The 18,089-nt window shown below is 74.1% G+C and carries 12 protein-coding genes, 1 pseudogene and 1 riboswitch; of the genes and pseudogenes, 9 read left to right on the top strand and 4 right to left on the bottom strand.

Features of this window, described 5'->3' with window-relative positions:
- Positions 1-514: 514 nt before the first annotated feature.
- From OG500_RS10475 to OG500_RS10435, 9 genes are read left to right on the top strand one after another with little or no spacing between them, the layout of a single operon-like run.
- Positions 515-1,318 (top strand): glycosyltransferase family 2 protein, encoded by an 804-nt coding sequence (locus tag OG500_RS10475; RefSeq protein WP_329579037.1) that lies wholly within the window; start codon positions 515-517, stop codon positions 1,316-1,318.
- Positions 1,315-1,869 carry a hypothetical protein gene (locus tag OG500_RS10470; protein WP_329579034.1) on the top strand — a complete coding sequence of 185 codons (555 nt, stop codon included), beginning with the start codon at positions 1,315-1,317 and terminating at the stop codon, positions 1,867-1,869. The genes OG500_RS10475 and OG500_RS10470 overlap by 4 nt, the downstream gene beginning before the upstream one ends.
- Complete coding sequence (locus OG500_RS10465) at positions 1,866-2,615, top strand: polysaccharide deacetylase family protein (protein WP_329579030.1); 750 nt, start codon at positions 1,866-1,868, stop codon at positions 2,613-2,615. Before OG500_RS10470 ends, OG500_RS10465 begins: the two co-directional genes overlap by 4 nt.
- Positions 2,615-3,760 (top strand): glycosyltransferase family 4 protein, encoded by a 1,146-nt coding sequence (locus tag OG500_RS10460; protein ID WP_329579027.1) that lies wholly within the window; start codon positions 2,615-2,617, stop codon positions 3,758-3,760. The genes OG500_RS10465 and OG500_RS10460 overlap by 1 nt, the downstream gene beginning before the upstream one ends.
- Positions 3,757-6,159, top strand: a complete 2,403-nt coding sequence (locus OG500_RS10455) for a DUF2206 domain-containing protein (protein ID WP_329579024.1) — start codon at positions 3,757-3,759, stop codon at positions 6,157-6,159. The genes OG500_RS10460 and OG500_RS10455 overlap by 4 nt, the downstream gene beginning before the upstream one ends.
- Positions 6,156-7,394: a glycosyltransferase family 4 protein gene (locus OG500_RS10450; RefSeq protein ID WP_329579021.1), complete on the top strand. Its 1,239-nt coding sequence runs from the start codon at positions 6,156-6,158 to the stop codon at positions 7,392-7,394. Before OG500_RS10455 ends, OG500_RS10450 begins: the two co-directional genes overlap by 4 nt.
- Positions 7,391-7,915, top strand: coding sequence for a hypothetical protein (locus tag OG500_RS10445; RefSeq protein WP_329579018.1), 525 nt, complete (start codon positions 7,391-7,393; stop codon positions 7,913-7,915). The genes OG500_RS10450 and OG500_RS10445 overlap by 4 nt, the downstream gene beginning before the upstream one ends.
- A complete protein-coding gene (locus OG500_RS10440; protein ID WP_329579015.1) occupies positions 7,912-10,497 on the top strand; it encodes a polysaccharide pyruvyl transferase family protein in 2,586 nt (861 codons plus the stop codon). Before OG500_RS10445 ends, OG500_RS10440 begins: the two co-directional genes overlap by 4 nt.
- Positions 10,494-12,773 (top strand): glycosyltransferase family 4 protein, encoded by a 2,280-nt coding sequence (locus OG500_RS10435; protein WP_329579012.1) that lies wholly within the window; start codon positions 10,494-10,496, stop codon positions 12,771-12,773. Before OG500_RS10440 ends, OG500_RS10435 begins: the two co-directional genes overlap by 4 nt.
- Positions 12,774-13,158: 385 nt before the next feature.
- Here OG500_RS10435 and OG500_RS10430 read toward each other — a convergent pair.
- The 4 genes and pseudogenes from OG500_RS10430 to OG500_RS10415 all read right to left on the bottom strand — a co-directional run.
- Positions 13,159-13,854 (bottom strand): annotated as a pseudogene (locus OG500_RS10430) (cellulase family glycosylhydrolase); the annotation flags it as partial.
- A 363-nt stretch (positions 13,855-14,217) separates the two neighbouring features.
- Entirely contained in the window at positions 14,218-15,345 is a 1,128-nt protein-coding gene (locus OG500_RS10425; protein WP_329579010.1) for a HoxN/HupN/NixA family nickel/cobalt transporter, read from the bottom strand.
- A 34-nt stretch (positions 15,346-15,379) separates the two neighbouring features.
- A riboswitch (cobalamin riboswitch) is annotated at positions 15,380-15,594 on the bottom strand.
- Between the two features lie 46 nt (positions 15,595-15,640).
- The gene (tsaD, locus tag OG500_RS10420) at positions 15,641-16,714 is read right to left on the bottom strand and encodes a tRNA (adenosine(37)-N6)-threonylcarbamoyltransferase complex transferase subunit TsaD (protein ID WP_329579007.1); all 1,074 of its coding nucleotides are present in this window, start codon (positions 16,712-16,714) and stop codon (positions 15,641-15,643) included.
- The gene (locus OG500_RS10415) at positions 16,714-17,871 is read right to left on the bottom strand and encodes a HoxN/HupN/NixA family nickel/cobalt transporter (RefSeq protein WP_329579004.1); all 1,158 of its coding nucleotides are present in this window, start codon (positions 17,869-17,871) and stop codon (positions 16,714-16,716) included. Before OG500_RS10415 ends, tsaD begins: the two co-directional genes overlap by 1 nt.
- Positions 17,872-18,089: the final 218 nt, after the last annotated feature.

The raw sequence follows: 18,089 nt of genomic DNA, 5'->3' as shown, positions 1-18,089 counted from the left end.
AACTAGTCGCGCCTCTGGCTAGTGTGGTCGTCACGTACAGCGACGCGCTAGGTACAGCCATCCATGCCTGAGGGGGATCACAGCCGTCTCTGGTGTCGCTGCCACGGACCGGGAAACCAGCCGCGCCCGCGTAGTTCGGGGGAGCCGGTAGGCGCTTCGGCGCCGCCGACGGGTGCGGCGGGTGGTTCGTGGCCGGGCGCCACATCGACCGCCAGCACGTTCAAGCCGACTCATTTCAAGACGACTTCCTGAACCGGTGGGCAGCCGGGCCCACTCCGCGCCGGGGTTTGCCGACCCCGTGCACCCCGACGGGCAGCCGCCCGCCGGCGAGCCCGGCCACCCACTGTGGTGTTCACACTCCACCCATGCGGATCACGACCGTAGCGGCACAACTGCCCTACGGTGCCGAAGGGTTGCCCAACCGCGCTGCCAGGCGCGGTCTCACCCGGCTCCACGCGCTCTCGTGGAATCCGGACCATCCAGCGTTGATCTCCGCCTGCCAGAGGGAGCTCACATGAACACTCTGTCCATCGTCATACCCGCGCTCAACGAGGCCGAAAACCTGCCCGCCGTGATGGCCTCCATCCCGTTCGCCGAACTCAAGGACGGGGGCTGGGACACCGAGGTGTTAGTCGTGGACAACGGCTCCACCGACGGCACCGGCGACATCGCCCGCACGCTCGGCGCCCGGGTGGTCAGCCAGCCCGTGCGCGGCTACGGCAACGCCTACCGGGCCGGCTTCAGCGCCGCCACCGGTGACGTGATCGCCACCGGCGACGCCGACCGTACCTACCCCTTCGACGCCCTGCCCCGCCTGTTGCGGACCCTGGTCGACCACGATGTCGAATTCATGACGACCAACCGGCTGGTCGGCGGCAACAGCGAGGCGATGAAGCCCTCGCACTCGCTGGGCAACCACGTGCTCAGCGCGATCAGCCGGGTCCTGTTCCGCAACGAACTGCGCGACTCGCAGTCCGGCATGTGGGTCTTCCGCCGCTACGTGTGGCAGCGGCTGGACGTCCGCTCCGGCGGCATGTCCTTCTCCCAGGAGATCAAGAACGCGGCCACCAGGGCCGGTTACCGATATGTGGAGATTCCGATCGAATACCGCAAGCGTGGCGGCCAGGTGAAGCTGAACGCCTTCCGGGACGGCACCGAGAACCTGCGCCAGCTCTTCGAGCACAACTTCCGCCGCACCCGCCCGGTGCTGCGCCCGGTGGTGGCCACGGTCGGGCCGGGATACGCCGCCGGCCAGGGATATGCCGGCCAGGGATATGCCGACCAGGGGTACTCCGCCCAGGAGTTCGACTCCGTATGACCTCGCTCCTCGGGAAGGTCCCGGACCCGGTCCGGTCCCCGCCGCCGCCCCGCACGCCCCACCGGGCCGGCCGGCGCCGGGGACCGGACGGTGCCGGCCGTCGGTCGGCCCGGCGGCGCGGTGCCGCGGTGCTGGCCGCCGTACTGGCGGTGCTGGTCGCCGCGCCGCTGCTGTGGGCGCAGCCGGCGGTCCGCCTCGCGCTGCGCCAGACCTTCACCCGGATCCCGGCCGACTACGACGAGTTGTACTTCACCCAGCTGCCGACCACGGCCGGCGGCCAGGCGGTGATCCCGCTCTCGGTGGTGCAGCACGGCACGCCCACCGCGACCCTGCAGCTGCGGGTCTCGCTCACCACCCCCGGCGGCACGGTCACCGGGAGCAGCACCGTCACCCTCGTTCCCAAGCCGGACACGGCGGTCGGCACCACCGTCCGCCTGCCGCTGACCGAGCCGGACGCGGAGGTCCAGGTCGCGCTGGTGGGCCATGACCAGGCCCTGCACTACCGCTTCCAGGCCGCCGCCTCCCCCGACCCCAAGGCAACGACACCATGAACGCCCTTACCGGCACGGCGAGTCCAGCCGATCCGCCGCACGTCACCGTCACCACCAGCTGGGACGACGGGCACACCCTCGACCCCCGCCTCGCGGCACTGCTGGAGCGCTACCGGCTGCCCGGCACCTTCTACATCGCCCCGCGCAACCGGGAGTTCACCCCGGCCCAGCGGCTGTCCGCCGCCGGCATCGGCGAGTTGGCCGAACGCTTCGAGATCGGCGGCCACACGCTGACCCACCAGCGGCTGCCGCAGCTGACCGACGCCGCCGCGGCCGAGGAGATCCGGGGCGGGCGGGTCGAGCTGGAGGACATCATCGGCGAGCCGGTGACCAGCTTCTGCTACCCGCGCGGCGAGTACACCCCGGGCCAGGTCAAGCTGGTCGAACAGGCCGGCTTCACGCTGGCCCGCACGGTGCGGCGCAGCAGCCTGCGCCCGGGCCCGGCACTGGAGCTGGACACCACGGTGAACGCCTACGCGCACCGGGTGGACGCGCCGCTGGCGCTGCGGCTGGCCGGGGGCCGGCCGTGGCGGGCGGCCCGGCTCTTCCTGGCCTGGGACGAACTGGCCGTCCACTGGTTCGACCGGTGCCTGCGCGAGGGCGGTGTCTTCCACCTGTGGGGGCACAGCTGGGAGGTGGACGCCCGGGGCGACTGGGCGCGCCTGGAGCGGGTGCTGGCCCATATCGCGGACCGCCCGCAGGTGGCCTACCGCACCAACCGCGAACTGCTCCGGCTGGCGGCCTGATGAGTACCATCGTGCAGATCACGCCGTACTACCCGCCCCATCTGGGCGGCCTGGAACGGGTGGTGGAGAACCTGGCGGCCGGTCTGGGGGACCGCCACGAGGTCGAGGTACTGACCACCACGATCGGCGCCGCGGGCGCGCCGCGCCGCAGCCGGCAGGGCGCCGTGACGGTGCACCGGCACCGCTCGGTGGAGTTCGCGCACACCCCGCTGGTGCCCGGCCTGCCGCTGGCGCTGCTGCGCCGGCCACCGGGGCGCTCGCCAGGCCGCCCGGGCGACACCGTGCTGCACCTGCACTCCGCGCACGCGCTGCTGCCCGAACTCGTCGCGCTCACGGCATGGTTGCGCCGTCAGCCGGTCGTGCTCCACTTCCACCTGGACGTGGACGCCTCGGGCCGGTTCGGCCGGCTGCTGCCCGCCTACAAGAAGCACGTCTTCCGGCCGGTGCTGCGCGCGGCGGCGGCCGTGATCGTGCTGACCCCCGGCCAGGCCGAGTTCGTCGAGTCGACCTACCGGGTGCCCGGCGAGCGGATCCACGTGGTGCCCAACGGGGTGGACGGCGGCTACTTCATGCCGGTGCGCGAATCTGCCCAGGCGGGCGCGACGGAGGAACGGCCGCTCGAGCTGCTCTACGTGGGCCGGTTGAGCCCGCAGAAGAACGTCGCCCGGCTGCTGGAGGCGATGCGCCTGGTGCGAGAGCCGGTCCGGCTGCGGATCGTCGGCGACGGCGAGCTGCGCGGCCGGCTGGAGGCGCAGGCCCGCGAACTCGGCCTCACCCGGGTGGAGTTCGCCGGTGCCCGGCTGGGCGACGAACTGGTGAGCGCCTACGCCGAGGCGGACGCCTTCGTGCTGCCCTCCGACAAGGAGGGGATGCCGCTGGTGGTCCTGGAGGCGATGGCCGCCGGGCTCCCGGTGATCGCCACCGACGTCCCCGGCAACGCCGAACTCATCGGCGGGGTGGGCCTGCTGGCCGCGCCGGAACCGGCCGCGCTGGCCGCCGCCATCGACCAGGTGGCAGGCGATGCGCGACTGCGCCGCACGCTCGCCGAGCGCAGCGCCGCGACCGCACCGGCCTTCGCCTGGGACGCGGTGGTGCGACGCGTGGAGCGGGTGTACGCCGAGGTGCTGACGGGGACGGGCCGATGAGGCGCCCGGCGGCACAGCTGCGCCGCACCGCCGCGGCCGTCGTCCGTCGCAGCGGCGCCCGTTGGACCCTGCTGGCCGGCACCGCGCTGGCCGCCGGCGTGGAGCTGCTGCCCGGCGTGCCGGTCCCGCTGCTGGCGCCGGCCGGTTTCTGGCTGCTGCTCGGCGCGCCCTGGCTGCTCTGGTACGGGTGCGCGGACGCCTTCGTGTCGACCAGGGACGGGCGGGCGCTGGTGTCCGTCGCGCTGGCGATCGGCAGCGACCTGGTCACCGAGCTGCTGCTGAACACCGTGCTGCCGCCGCTCGGCGACGACCGGCCGCTGCGCCAGGCGCCGTTGGCGCTCGCCGCGGCCCTGGCCGTGCTGCTGCTCGCCTGGGCCCTGCCGCCCGGCCCGGCGGCGGGGCCCACCCGCCCCCGCTCCCGGGCCGCGGCCAGGGCGGCGCGGCGCAACCAGCGCCGCAACCCGCGCCGCACGCCGGGCCTGCGCCCGGTGCTGCTGCTCGGCGCCGGCTGCCTGCTGCTCAGCGTGGGCGGGGCGATCCGGCTGAACAACGGCCTGGGGTCGACCATGGCCGTCCTCGCTCTGGTGGCGATGGCCGTGCTCTTCGTCCAACTGCTGCGCGGGCGCCGCCGCTACCCCGAGGCGGTGCTCGGTCTGGGCCTGTTCCTGCTGGCCGCCGCCCTGTTGCTGCTCACCTCGCTGCGCGGCTGGTTCATCACCGGTCATGACATCCAACGCGAGTACGAGGTCTTCGAGTTGGCGTTCAGCGCGGACCGCTGGCAGATCGCCGCGTTCCGTGACCCGTACAACGCCTGCCTGAGCATCACGCTGCTGCCCACCGCGTTCGCCCGGCTGACCGGGATCGGCGGACTGTACGTCTTCAAGGCCGTCTTCCCGCTGCTCTTCGCGCTCAGCGCGCCCCTGGTCCACCGCTCGGTGCGCAACGTGACGCAACGCGTGGTGGCGCTGCTCTCGGCGCTGTACTTCGTGGCGTTCCCCACCTTCTTCACCGACATGACCTTCCTGGCCCGCCAGGAGATCGCCTTCCTGCTGCTGGGCGCCGCCCTGGTGGTGCTCACCGACCGGAGCCGCCCGATCCGCGCGCGCCGCCTGGCCTTCACCGGCCTGATGGGCGGGGTGGTGCTGTCGCACTACTCGACCACCTTCGTGGTCGTCATGGTGCTGGCCATCGCGCTGCTCACCGACCACGCCTGGCGCCTGGCGGCCCGACTGCGCGCCCGCCGCCGCGGCGGCCCGCGCCAGCCGGTCACCGCCTTCGTGACCTGGTGGATCGTGGTGGCCACCGCGGTGGCCGCGGTGCTCTGGACCGGGCCGCTGACCGGCACCGGCGGCCAGCTGCGCAGCACGGTCACCGCCACCGTGCAGGACGCGGTCGACCCGGCGCAGGCCCAGTCCGGCTCCTCCGACACCTCCTACAGCCTGCTCGGCGGCCAGGCGGTCACCCCGCAGCAGCGGCTGGCCCAGTACCAGGCGGACACCCTGCAACTGACCGCCAAGGACCGGGCGAACGGCGACTACCTGCCGGCCCAGGAGGTCGCGCAGTACCAGGTGCAGGCGGTGGCCGAGCCCGACCTGCCGCTCACCGCGGTCGGCCGTGCGCTGGGCCGCACCGGCCTGGACGTGTCGGGGGCCAACAAGCTGGTCCGCCAGTGGGCCGCCGACCTGCTGCAACTCCTGCTGCTGGTCGGGCTCGCGGTCTGCCTCTGGACCCGCGGGGGCCGGGTCCGCCGGGCCTTCCGCCCGGCCCGCGACCAGGTCACCCTGAGTGTCGCGATGATCGTGGTGATCGGCCTGCTGACCGTGCTGCCGCAGCTGTCGGTGGACTACGGCGTGCTGCGGGCCTTCCAGCAGGGGCTGTTCTTCTTCGCGCCGTTCATCGCGGCCGGCTCGCTCTGGGCCTTCCGCTGGGCCAGGCGGTGGGCGCTGCCGCTGGCCGGCACCCTCGCGGTGGCGTTCTTCCTCGATCTGACCGGGGCGGTCCCGCAGGTGATCGGCGGCTACCCGCCACAGCTCAACCTCAACAACGCGGGCCAGTACTACGACATCTACTACGTGCAGCCGCAGGAGCGTTCGGCGATCAGCTGGCTGGAGCAGCTCACCACGGACGACCAGAAGCAGAACGTGCAGTCCGAGGTGCAGACCGACCGCTACACCTTCAGCCGGCTCCAGACGCTGATCCGCGGCCGGGCGCTGGACGACATCTACCCGACCCTGGTCGGCAGCAACTCCTATGTCTTCCTGGGCTCCACCACGGTGACCAAGGACGAGGCGACCACCTTCTACCGGGGCGATCTGGTGACCTACCGCTATCCGACGGCCCTGCTCGACACCACCAAGAACGAGATCTACAGCAGCGACGGAGCGGAGATCTTCCGGTGACCGAGCGGAGCACAGGACCTGACAGCGCCAGGACCGGCCGGGTCCTGCTGGTCAGCCACTACTACCCGCCGCACGTGGGCGGGATCGAGAACGTGGTGCGCCAGGAGGCCGAGCAACTCGCCCGCCGCGGCTCGGTGGTGAGCGTGCTGACCACCGGGGGCCGGCGCAGCACGGCGGAGCTGGAGGCGGGGGTGCGGGTGCTGCGCCACGCCGCCTGGAACGGGATCGAGCGGCGCACCGGCGTGCCGTTCCCGGTGCCCTCGCCCGGGCTGCTGGCGCAGACGGTGCGCGAGGCCCGCCGGGCCGAGGTGATCCATCTGCACGACTGCCTCTACCCGACCTCCTGGGCCGCCTGGGCCGCCTCCGCGCTCACCCGCACCCCGCTGGTGCTGACCCAGCACGTCGGCCTGGTGGCGCACCCCTCGGCGCTGGTGCGCGGCGCGCAGCGGGCGGTGTACGGGGTGTTCGGGCGGCTGCTGCTGCGCCGGGCCCGGCGGGTGCTGGTGCTCAACGACACGGTCCGCGCGTTCACCCGGGCCCACGGCGCCCGGCCCCACACCGTACGGCAGTTGGCCAACGGCGTGGACACCGCGCTGTTCCACCCGGCCGGCTCGGCCGCGGAGGTGCGGCAGGTGCGCGAGCGGTACGGGCTGCCGGTGGACCGGGTGCTGGTGGTCTTCGTCGGGCGGCTGGTCCCCAAGAAGGGCTACGACCTGCTGCGGGCGGCGGCCGACCCGGCCTACGAGCTGGTCTTCGTCGGCACGGGCGCCGGGGGCGGGAAGGGGGAGAGGAGCAGGGGAGCGGAAGCCGGGGTGCACCACCTCGGGGCGCTGGCGCCCGAGCAGGTCGCCGAGGTCTACCGGGCCTGCGACGTGTTCGCGCTGCCCTCCACCGCCGAGGGCTTCCCGCTCACCGTGCAGGAGGCGATGGCCGCCGGCCTCGCGGTGGTCACCACCGACGAGCCGGGCTACGCGCCCTACGCGCTGGACCGTGCCGGGGTCAGCCTGCTGCCGCGCGATGCGATGCGGTTGCGGGCCGAACTGGTGGCGCTGGCCGCCGACGCGCCCCGCCGCGAGCGGATGGGGCGCTACGCGCGGGCGTACGCGGAGCGCAGCTTCGGCTGGGCCGGGCACGTGCGGGCGCTGCTGGGCCACTACGCGGTGGCCGGTGCGGGGCGGCCGGGCGGCCCGACCGCTGCTGCGGCGGATGCGGATGCGGCGGCGGGGACCGGATGAAGCCCCTCGCCCCGCGCGGCCGGCTGCGCCGACCGTTTGGCCCGCTGCTGGACGTCGCGCTGGTGCACGGCCTGCTCGGCTGGCTCTACGTGGCTGCCTGGGCCGCGACCCGTCCCGACACCCTCTCCGGCCCGCTCACCTCCTGGCTGCCGCTGCGCCGCGACACCTTCGGCGCCGTGTGCTTCGCGCTCTCCGCCCTCGCCCACCTGACCCGCGGGCTGCGCCCGCAGGGGCCGCCCTGGCGCGCCCCGCGCGGGCCGGACGGCCGGCCGGGGCGGCCGCGGGACCGGCTCACGGCCGTGCTGCGCACCCTGGTGGGCTATCCGCTGCTGCTCTGGGCCTATCTGTGCGTCAACTCGCTGACCCACCCGCAGACCATCGACCGGCAGCTGACCCACTTCGCCACCGTCCCCACCGAGGGCACCGCGGCCGTCGGCTGCTTCGCGGCGTCCGCCGTCGCCCTGCTGGCCCTGCGGCTGCGCGCGGGCGACCCGGCGACAGCCGCGGGAGGCGACGCATGAACGCCCAGCGCGACCAGGTGGCCCGCGGCTCCGCCTACCTGCTGGCCGCCACCGTCGGCTCCGCCGGCCTGGGCTTCCTCTTCTGGGTGGCCGCCGCCCGCCTGTTCACCCCGGCCCAGGTCGGCACGGCCACCTCGCTCACCAACGCGATCACGCTGATCGCCTACTTCAGCCTCTGCGGCCTGAACAGCACCCTGGTGCGGTTCCCCGCCCCGCCCGAGCGGCGGCACGCGCAGATCAACCGGGCGCTGCTGCTGGTCTTCGCGGCCGGCTGCGTGCTCGGTACCGGCTACCTGCTGGGCCTGCCGCTGTACGGCGCCCGGCTGCTGGCGGTGCGCCACGACCCGGTGCAGGCCGTGCTGGTGGTGCTGTTCTGCGCGCTGTCGGCGGTCAACCTGCTCACCGACGCGGTCTTCATCGGCGAGCGGCTCCCGCAGTACAACACCCTGGTCGACGGTGTGCTGCAGGGCCTGAGCAAGCTGGGGCTGCCGTTCCTGCTGACCGGTCTGGGCGCGTTCGGGCTGGTCACGGCGGTCGGCGGCGGCTACGCGGTGGCGGTGCTGGCCTCGCTCTGGTTCCTGCGCCGCCGGATCGGCCTGCGCCCGGCCCTGCGCGGCGGCGGCACCCGGCTGCGCGAGCAACTGGGCTTCTCGGTGGGCAGCTACCTGTCCAGCCTGCTGAACCTGCTGCCGCTGCTGGTGCTGCCGCTGCTGGTGCTCCAGCGGCTCGGCACGGCGGCTGCCGCGTACTACTTCGTCGCCTTCCAGGTCGCGAACCTGGCCAACGCCGTCTCGTTCGCGGTCTGCGAGTCGATGTTCGCCGAGATCTCCGCCGACGAGTCGCGCTTCGGGCCGGTGCTGCGCCGCTCGGTCCGGCTGATCGCGCTGGTCCAGTTGCCGGGCGCGGTGCTGCTGGCCGCGGGCAGCGGGCTGCTGCTGCGGCTGTTCGGCGGCGCCTACCCGGCCCGGGCGCAGAGCCTGCTGGTGGTGCTGGCCGTGGGCACCACCGCGGTGGCACTGAACACCGTGGGCAGTTTCGTGCTCAAGCTGGTGCGCCGGATGGCGCCGCTGATCTGGAGCAACGTCGTCTACGCCGTGGTGACCATCGGCCTGGCCGCGCTGTGGGCCGGGCGCGGCCTGGTCTGGTTCGGCTGCGCCTGGGGCCTGGGCAACCTCGCCTCCGGTCTGTACGCCGTCCTCGCGCTGTACCGCACCCGGCTGCCGGGCCGGCGCGGCCCCCGTCATGCCGCCCCCGCGCGGACCGCCCGTCCCTCCGCCCCACGAACGGAAGCCACCGCCATGAAGGTCCTCGTCGTCAACGCCTACGTCCGCGAGAACGCGGGCGACGCCGCCCTGCTGGCGGTCTGTCTGCGCCAGGTGCGCGCCGCCTTCCCGCAGGCCCGCGTCACCGTCGCCGGGATGGAGGACCGGGCGGTCCACCCGGCCTTCGACGGCGCCGCCAACCTCGGCTCGATCCGCCGCTACGTGGCGGACGCCGCGATCGGCACCCCGCGCCGGATCCTGCGCAAGGCGGTGGGCTTTCTGGTCTCGCTCGGCCTGCTGCTGCCGCCGCGGGTGCTGGCCGGGCCACTGGCCGGGCTGCTGCGCCCGCTGCTGCCGGCCGAGGTGCGCCGCGAGGTGGACGCGGTGGCCTCCGCCGACCTGGTGGTCTCGATGGGCGGCGGCTACTTCAACGCCCGCCCCGGGCTGGACGGTTACCAGAACGTCTTCTACGTGGTGCTGCCGCTGCTGCTGGCGCTGCGCCGGGGCGTGCCGGTGGTGCTGGCCCCGCAGTCCTTCGGCCCGTTCCCGGCCCCGGCCCAGCGCCGGCTGGCCGCCTACGTGGTGCGCCGGGCCGCGCTCGTGCTGGCCAGGGAGGACGTCAGCGTGGACATCCTGGCCGAGTGCGGGGTGCGCGGCACCCCGGTGCGCCGCGCGGTGGACTCCGGCTTCGCCTTCGCGCCGCCGCCGCAGGGCGACTGGCGGGCCAGGATCGGCGTGGACCCGCACGCCACGCTGGTCGGGATGACCGCCCGCCAGTGGCTGGCCCCGGGCCGACAGGAGCAGTACGAGCGGGCGCTGGCGGCCACCATCGACGCGGTGCGGGCCACCGGCGCCCAGGTGGTGCTGATCCCGCAGGTCACCACCGACTACCTGGGCGACGACGACCGGATCGTGGAGCGCCGGATCGCCGGTTACTGCGCCACGCCGCCGCTGCGGGTGGACGAGACGGTCGACTACCGCGACCTCAAGGGCCTGTACGCCGAGTGCGCCTACGTGCTGGGCACCCGGTTCCACTCGGTGATCTTCGCGCTGACCAGCGGGGTGCCGTGCATCGCGATCGAGTACGAGCACAAGACCCGCGGCATCATGCGGGACCTGGGGCTCGAATCCTGGGTGCTGCCGATCGCCGACGTCTCGGCGGCCAGTCTCGGCACGCTGGTGGAGCGGCTGCGGACCGGGCGTGAGGAGTACCTGCGGACCCTGGCCGAGAAGCTGCCCGGCTACGTCGCCCGGGCCGAGGAACTGCCCGAGCTGCTGCGCGCGGCCACCGCCCGCCGGCCGGTGGGGGCGGGCGCATGACCGGCCGTCGGGCAGGCGCCGGGCGCACCGTGCTACTGGCCACCCCCTACTTCCCGCCCGACACCGGCGGGGTCGAGCAGTACACCTGGCAGCTGGCCCGGCAGCTGCGGGAGCGGCACGGCTACCGCGTGGTGGTCGCCGCCACGGTGGGGGACGGCGGCGCCATCGGGCGCCACGAAGCGGACGGGCTCGTGGTGCACCGGCTGCCCGCCCCGCTGCGGATCTCCCGCACCCGGATCGGCGCCGGCTGGCGCGCCGCGCTGGGCGCGCTGATCCGCGAGGAGCAGGTGGACCTGGTCAACGCGCACGCCCCCGTGCCGCTCTTCGCCGACGCCGCCGCCCGGGCCTGCGGTCCGCTGCCGTTCGTGCTGACCTACCACACCGGGCGGATGCGCAAGGGCGATCCGCTGGGCACCGCCGTCTGCTCGCTCTACGAGCGCACCCTGCTGGCCGGCACGGTGCGCCGGGCCGGCGAGCTGATCTGCTCCTCCGACTACGTCCGGGCCGACCTGGCCCGCCTCTTCGCCGGCCGGGCCGTCACCGTCTCGCCCGGGGTGGACCTGGCGCGGTTCGCCCCGAGCCCGCTGCCGGGCGAGCCGCGGATCCTCTTCGTCGGCTCGCTGGAGCGCGCCACCGCCTACAAGGGCCTGCCCGATCTGCTGCGCGTGCTGGGCGAGTTGGCGCGGCGGGTGCCCGGGGTGCGACTGGAGGTGGTCGGCGACGGATCGGCCGCCGCCGCGCACCGGCGCCTGGCCTACCGGCTGGGCGTCGCCCACCTGGTGCGGTTCAGCGGCCGGCTGACCGGGGACGAGCTGGTCGCCGCCTACCGCCGCTCCCGGGTGCTGGCGCTGCCCACCCACTACGACAGCTTCCCCAGCGTGCTGGTGGAGGCGATGGCCTGCGGGCGCCCGGTGGTCAGCACCCGGGTCGGCGGCATCCCCTCGCTGGTGGCCGAGGGCGAGTCGGGCCTGCTCGCCGACCCCGGTGACCTGCCGGCCCTGACCACCGCGCTGGCCGCCGTGCTGACCGACGACCCGCTCGCCGGGCGGCTCGGTGCGGCGGGCCGACGGCTCGCGGCGGCCGAGCTCTCCTGGGAGCGGCAGGCCGACCGGACGGCGGAGGTCTTCGCCCGGGCGCTGAGCCGCCGGCGCCGGCGCGGGGTGGCGGTGGTGGCGCCGTACTACCCGCCGAAGATCGGCGGGGTGGAGGGCTACGCGGCCCGGGTCGCCGGGGCGGTGGCCGCCGACCCCGGGCTGCGGGCCGCCGTGATCACCACCAACACCGCGGGCCGGCGCACCACCGTCACGGTCGAGGACGGCCTGCCGGTGGTCCGGCTCGGCACCTGGGCCCGGCTCTCCAACACTCCGCTCAGCCCGCTCTGGCCGCTCCAACTGCCCTACTGGCTGCGCCGGCTGGGTATCGACGTGGTCAGCGCACACGCCCCGGTGCCGGGCCTGGGCGACCTGGCGGTGGCGCTCAGCGGCCCGCGGCCGACCGTGCTGACCTACCACGCCGGCTCGATGGCCAAGGGGCAGCGCGGGGTGGACCAGCTGATCGGCGGCTACGAACGCCTGGTGCTGCCACGGCTCTTCGCGCGAGCCGGGGCGCTGGTCGCGGTCTCCCCGGTCTCGCTGGCGGCGAACCGGCGCGGTGCGGTGCGGATCCCGCCGGGCGTGGACACCGAGCGCTTCACCCCGGGCCCGCCGGCCGCCGAGCGCCCGCCCACGGTGCTCTACGTCGGACGGATGGACCGCACCTCGGCCTGGAAGGGCGTGCCGGTGCTGCTGACCGCCTTCGCGCAGCTCGCCGACCAGCCGCGGGCCCGGCTGCGCCTGGTCGGCGACGGCGACGCCGTCCCCGAGCTGCGCGCCGAGGCCGAGCGGCTGGGGGTGGCCGGGCGGGTGGAGTTCACCGGGGCGCTCACCGGGGCGCCGCTGGTCGCCGAACTCCAGCACGCCGCGCTGCTCGTACTGCCCTCGCTGAGCTCGGCGGAGTCCTTCGGGATGACCCTGATCGAGGCGATGGCCTGCGCCACCCCCGTGGTCGGCTCCCGGGTGGGCGGCATCCCGCACGTGGTGGACGACGAGGTGACCGGCCTGCTGGTGGAGCCCGGCGATCCGCAGGCGCTGGCCGCCGCCTGCCGGCGCCTGCTCACGGACGCCGGCACCGCTGAGCGCTTCGGCACCGCGGGCCGACGGCACGTCGTCGAGCACTACGCCTGGCCCGGCCTGACGCGGCGCTACCTGGCACTGTTCCGAGCGCTGTCGCCGGCCTGAGCGAGGGGCGCGGCAGGCTGCCGGGTCCGCGGGTGGCGGCGGTGGTGGCCGACGCGGTCGAGGTGGGGGCGGCCGAGGCGCCGGGCGAGGCGCGCAGCTGGGTGATGGCCGAGCGCAGCGCGGCGAGCGCGGGCTTGGCGCTGCCGTCGGCGCGGCGCAGCCCGTACCAGTCCTCGGTGCTGCCGCCCGCGCCGGCGCCGGTCGCCGCGGGATTGTCCCGGTCGGTGTACCAGATCAGCGCGCCGATGCCCGGGTCGGCGGCCGCCGTGCGCACGCCGTCGGCGGCGATCTCGGCCTGCCGGGCCTCGGTGACATGGGTGGTGCCGGGGCCGATGTCGCCCGGCGAGCCGTCCGAGGCTGCGCCCGGTCCGCCGGTGGGCGCGCCGAACTCGGTGAGCCAGATCGGCAGTCGAGGAGTACCGGCCTGGGTGAGCACGCTGCGCAGGCTCTCCTTGGTCCGGTCGATCTGCTCCCAGGCGGTGCCGAACGAGGTGCTGGCGCTGGGCAGGTAGGGGTAGCAGTACGGGTGGTAGCCGACCGCGTCCACCACCCGGGTGGCGCCCTGTTGGGCCACCTCGGCCAGGAAGGCGGTCGGCGCCAGGTCGCCGTGCCCGCTGTCGGTGGGGGCCAGGCCGCCGAGCACCACGAAGGCGTGCGGGTCGGCGTGGTGCAGCGCGGCGGCGCCCGCCTTCACGGTGGCGGCGTAGCCGGCCGGGTCGGCCGCCGGCGCCCAGAAGGTGGTCAGGTTGGGTTCGTTCCACAGCTCCCAGTCGTGCACCCCGCGCGGCGCGTAGCGCTGGGCGGCGGCCGCGGCGAAGGCGGCGAACCGGGCGGCGTCGTGCGGCCCGCAGGCCGGTTCCGTGCAGCCGGGCGACCGGGCCCACGGCGGGGTGGCGGTGAGTACCGGCAGCACGCTCAGGCCGCGTGCCTCGGCCGCCGCGACCACCCGGTCGAACAGGTGCCAGGCGTAGTCGCCCGGACCGTTGTGCTGGATGTCGTCCCAGGACAGGTCGGCGCGCACCAGGGTGGCGCCGACCTGCACGGCGGTGTCGAGCGAGGCGGCCAGGTCGGCGTCCGACATCCAGACCAGCCGGTCACCGTAGGCGATCCCGGTGACCGGGCGGGTCGGCGCGGGCGGGGTGGGCGGCGTCGGCCGCGGGTGCGAGCTGCCGCCGCAGCCGGCCAGCAGCGGTGTCAGCAGCAGCGCGAGCGACAGGACGGCCGCCACCGTCCACCGCGGGCCCGGCCGTTGACGCCCTGGCCGTTGACGTTCTGGCCGCCGGCGCTCCGCCCGTCGGCGCTCCGGCCGCTGGAGATGGCGCCGCCGCATCGTTCCTCCCGCCCGGCCCCCGCCTGGCTCCTCGGTCACCCGAGTCACCCGGGGCCGTCCGATCGACCGTACACCCGAGTCGGTGGACGGCGGCGGCGGGACGGGCCGTGAGGCTCAGTCAGCGGCCGGGGCCCCGGCCCAGCGCTTCTCCACCCCCGCGAACTTCCAGTACCCCAGCGCGCAGGCCCAGACCACCACGAACAGGCCGACGATCACGTAGCCGACGTTGTTGAGGTCGATCCCGGAGATCCAGCCGCTGACCGGGTCGGTGAGGTCCAGCTTGTCGTGCAGCACGCCGACCAGCTCGATGGTGCCGATGAAGAAGGCCACCGCGATCGAGAGCCCGGTGATGGTGAGGTTGTAGTACACCTTGCGGACCGGGTTGGAGAACGCCCAGTGGTAGGCGAAGTTCATGAAGGTGCCGTCGAGCGTGTCGAACAGGCTCATGCCCGAGGCGAAGAGCAGCGGCAGCAGCAGGATCGCGTACCAGGGCAGCCCCGCGGCGGCGCCGGAGCCGGCCATCACCATCAGCGTCACCTCGGTGGCGGTGTCGAAGCCGAGGCCGAAGAGCACACCGATCGGGTACATCTGCCAGGGGCGGGTGATGGAGTTGGTCAGCCGGCCCAGGATCCGGTTCATGAACCCGCGGTTGGCCAGGTGCTTCTCCAGCTCGTGCTCGTCGAACTGGCCGGCCCGCATCGCCTTGAAGACCCGGTGGATGCCGAAGAGCGCGACCAGGTTGAGGGCGGCGATCAGGTAGAGGAAGCCGCCGGAGACGCTGGTGCCGATGACGCCCAGCGTCAGCCGGGCGTTGGACTTGTCGTCCACCAGGGTGCCCGCGATCTTGGCACCCGTCGCGATCAGCGCGGCCAGCCCCATCACGATGGTGGAGTGGCCGATGGCGAACCAGAAGCCGACCGAGACCGGCCGCTGACCGTCGGCCATCAGCTTGCGGGTGGTGTTGTCGATGGCGGCGATGTGGTCGGCGTCGAAGGCGTGCCGCATGCCGAGGGTGTAGGCGGTGATGCCCAGACCGAGGCCGAAGACCTTGCCGCCGATCTCGTAGTGGTGCGGGGTGACCATGCCCAGCAGGACGGCGAAGCCCACCACGTGCATGGCCACGATGACCGTCAGCAGTCCGGCGGTGCGGATCGTGTCGGCGCGCTGCCAGCGCGGGGGAGTGCCGGCCGCCGGGGCTGTCGCGGCCGGGGCGGGTATGACGGGGTTTTCGGGCAGACTCATGGCAGGGAACGCCTCTCCAGCACCTCGTGGACAGTTCTCGTAAGGTGCCGTGGCCGGTCTCCTGGCTGACGGGTCGAACGTGTCCGCGGCTCGCCTTCCCGGGCGCCTTGCGGCACCCGGTGGCGGCCCGTCGTGGACGGGCGCGACGCGGACACTTCCCGATCACAGTGGCGAGGGCCGCTCCGGTCTGGGACCCCTGTTGAGGGTCCGTCACCGGTCTTCCCGAACACCACGGCGATCAACACCGTAGGTGCTGGATCGTCATGTCGACAAGCCCGGCCGACTGCGACGCACCTCACCCGGTGAGCTGCGGCTCCCGTGCCGTCGGGGTCAGCCGCGCGAACTCCAGCGGGGCCGAGGGGTCGATCGAGAGGTCCGCGGGGGCGGGTTCGGCCCCGGCCCGCACCAGCAGGTCGCCGACGGCGGCGACCATCGCGCCGTTGTCGGTGCACAGGCCCACCGGCGGTACCCGCAGCGCGATGCCCGCCGCCGCGCAGCGCCGTTCGGCCAGCGCACGGACCCGCGAGTTGGCGGCCACCCCGCCGACCAGCACCAGGGTGCCGATCGCGTGGTCGCGGCAGGCACGCACCGCCTTGCGGGTCAGCGTGTCGGCGATCGCCTCCTGCAGCGCGGCGGCGGCGTCGGCGACCCGCGGCTCGGCCCCGCCCGCCCGCTGCGCCTCCACCCAGCGGGCGGCGGCGGTCTTGAGACCGGAGAAGGAGAAGGCGTAGGGCGGGTCGGCCCGCCCGCTGAGCGGGCGCGGGAAGCGGACGGCGGACCGGTCGCCCGCCTTGGCCGCGCGGTCGATCGCCGGGCCGCCCGGGTAGGGCAGGCCCAGGATCCGGGCCACCTTGTCGAAGCACTCGCCGGCCGCGTCGTCCAGGGTGTCGCCGAGGTGCACGATCGGGTCCTTGGCCAGGTCGCGCACCAGCAGCAGCGAGGTGTGGCCGCCGGAGACGATCAGCACCACGCACGGGTCGGGCAGCGGCCCGCCGTCCAGCGTCGCGGCGGCCACGTGCCCGGCCAGGTGGTGCACCCCGTACAGCGGCACGCCCAGCGAGAAGGCGTAGCCCTTGGCGGCGGCGACCCCGACCTGCAGCGCCCCGGCCAGGCCGGGGCCGGTGGTGACGGCCACCGCGCCGACGTCGGCCAGGGTGAGGCCGGCCCGGTCGAGCGCCTCGCGCACCACCGGTGCCATCGCCTGGACGTGGGCGCGGGCGGCGATCTCCGGCACCACACCGCCGAACCGGGCGTGCTCGTCCATGCTGGAGGCCACCGCCTGCCCGAGCAGCACGCCGTCGCGCACCAGGCCGGCGCCGGTCTCGTCGCAGGAGGACTCGATGCCCAGCACCACGGGGGAGGCGGGCATCAGGCTTCCTCAGGGGCCGGCGCGGCCGGGCGCACGTCGGCCGACCACTTCTCCTCGATCCGTCCCACCTTCCAGACCACCATCGCGCCGATCCAGACCACGAAGAAGAGCCCGACGATCAGGAAGCCGAGCAGGTTGATGTCGATCCCGCTGACCCAGTCCCAGAACGCGCCGTGCAGGTCGAGCTGGTCGGCGAGCAGGCCGAGCAGTTCCACGGTGCCGATGATCAGCGCGACGGCCACCGACAGGCCGGTGATGGTCAGGTTGTAGTAGACCTTGCGCACCGGCTTGGAGAACGCCCAGCCGTAGGCGAAGTTCATGAACGAGCCGTCGATGGTGTCCAGCAGCGACATGCCGGCCGCGAACAGCACCGGCAGGCACAGGATCGCGTACCAGGGCAGCCCCGAGGCGGCGGAGGAACCGGCCAGCACCAGCAGCGCCACCTCGGTGGCGGTGTCGAAGCCCAGCCCGAAGAGCAGCCCGAGCGGGTACATCTGCCACGGCTTGGTGATCGACTTCATCACCCGGCCGAGCAGCCGGTTCATGAAGCCGCGGTTGTTCAGCTGCTCCTCCAGCGCCGCCTCGTCGAAGTGGCCCGAGCGCATCTGCCGGAACACCTTCCAGATGCCGACCAGGATGACGATGTTGATCGCCGCGATGATGTAGAGGAACGTGCCCGAGACGGTGGTGCCGATCAGGCTGGTCACGTGGTGCAGCTTGGAGTTGTCGTCCTCCACCGGCCCGGCCAGCGCCTTGACGCCGAGCGAGAGCAGGAACGCCAGGCCGAAGACCACCGAGGAGTGGCCGAGGGAGAACCAGAAGCCCACCGAGAGCGGTCGCTTGCCCTCGTGCATCAGCTTGCGGGTGGTGTTGTCGATGGCGGCGATGTGGTCGGCGTCGAAGGCGTGCCGCATGCCGAGTGTGTAGGCGGTGACACCGATGCCGATGCCGAAGCCCTTGCTGCCCAGGCTCAGGTGCTGCGGGGCGACGATCGCGACCAGGGTGAACCAGCCGACGACGTGCAGGGCCAGGATGAAGCCGGCCATGCCCGCCAGGCGGGTCCACTCCTGGCGGGTTATCGAGGCGGTGGCCTGCCGCCAGCCACCGCCGCTGGTTCGGTCGGGGCCGGTCTTGGCGGGACTGGAGGCTGTGGTCATGGGTGTGCTCCTGCTGCTCGTGCTGACAGCGGCACAACCTAGATGCACTCGGATGCTAGTTGCAATCTGGTGGCAATTAGAAGAGGGGCGCGGGGGCGCGCGGACGGCTCGTGACGGCGGACGGCGGGTGGCGGACGGCGGACGGCAGGTTGGCGCGGGGTCGGCCGGACGTCCCGGCGGGCGCCGGTTGGGAAGACGATCGTCGGTCGGAAGGACAC

This window comes from Kitasatospora sp. NBC_01250, assembly GCF_036226465.1.
Lineage (GTDB): Bacteria > Actinomycetota > Actinomycetes > Streptomycetales > Streptomycetaceae > Kitasatospora.
Note: the sequence above shows the minus strand (reverse complement) of the source record. Positions and strands in the feature narration are given on the sequence as shown.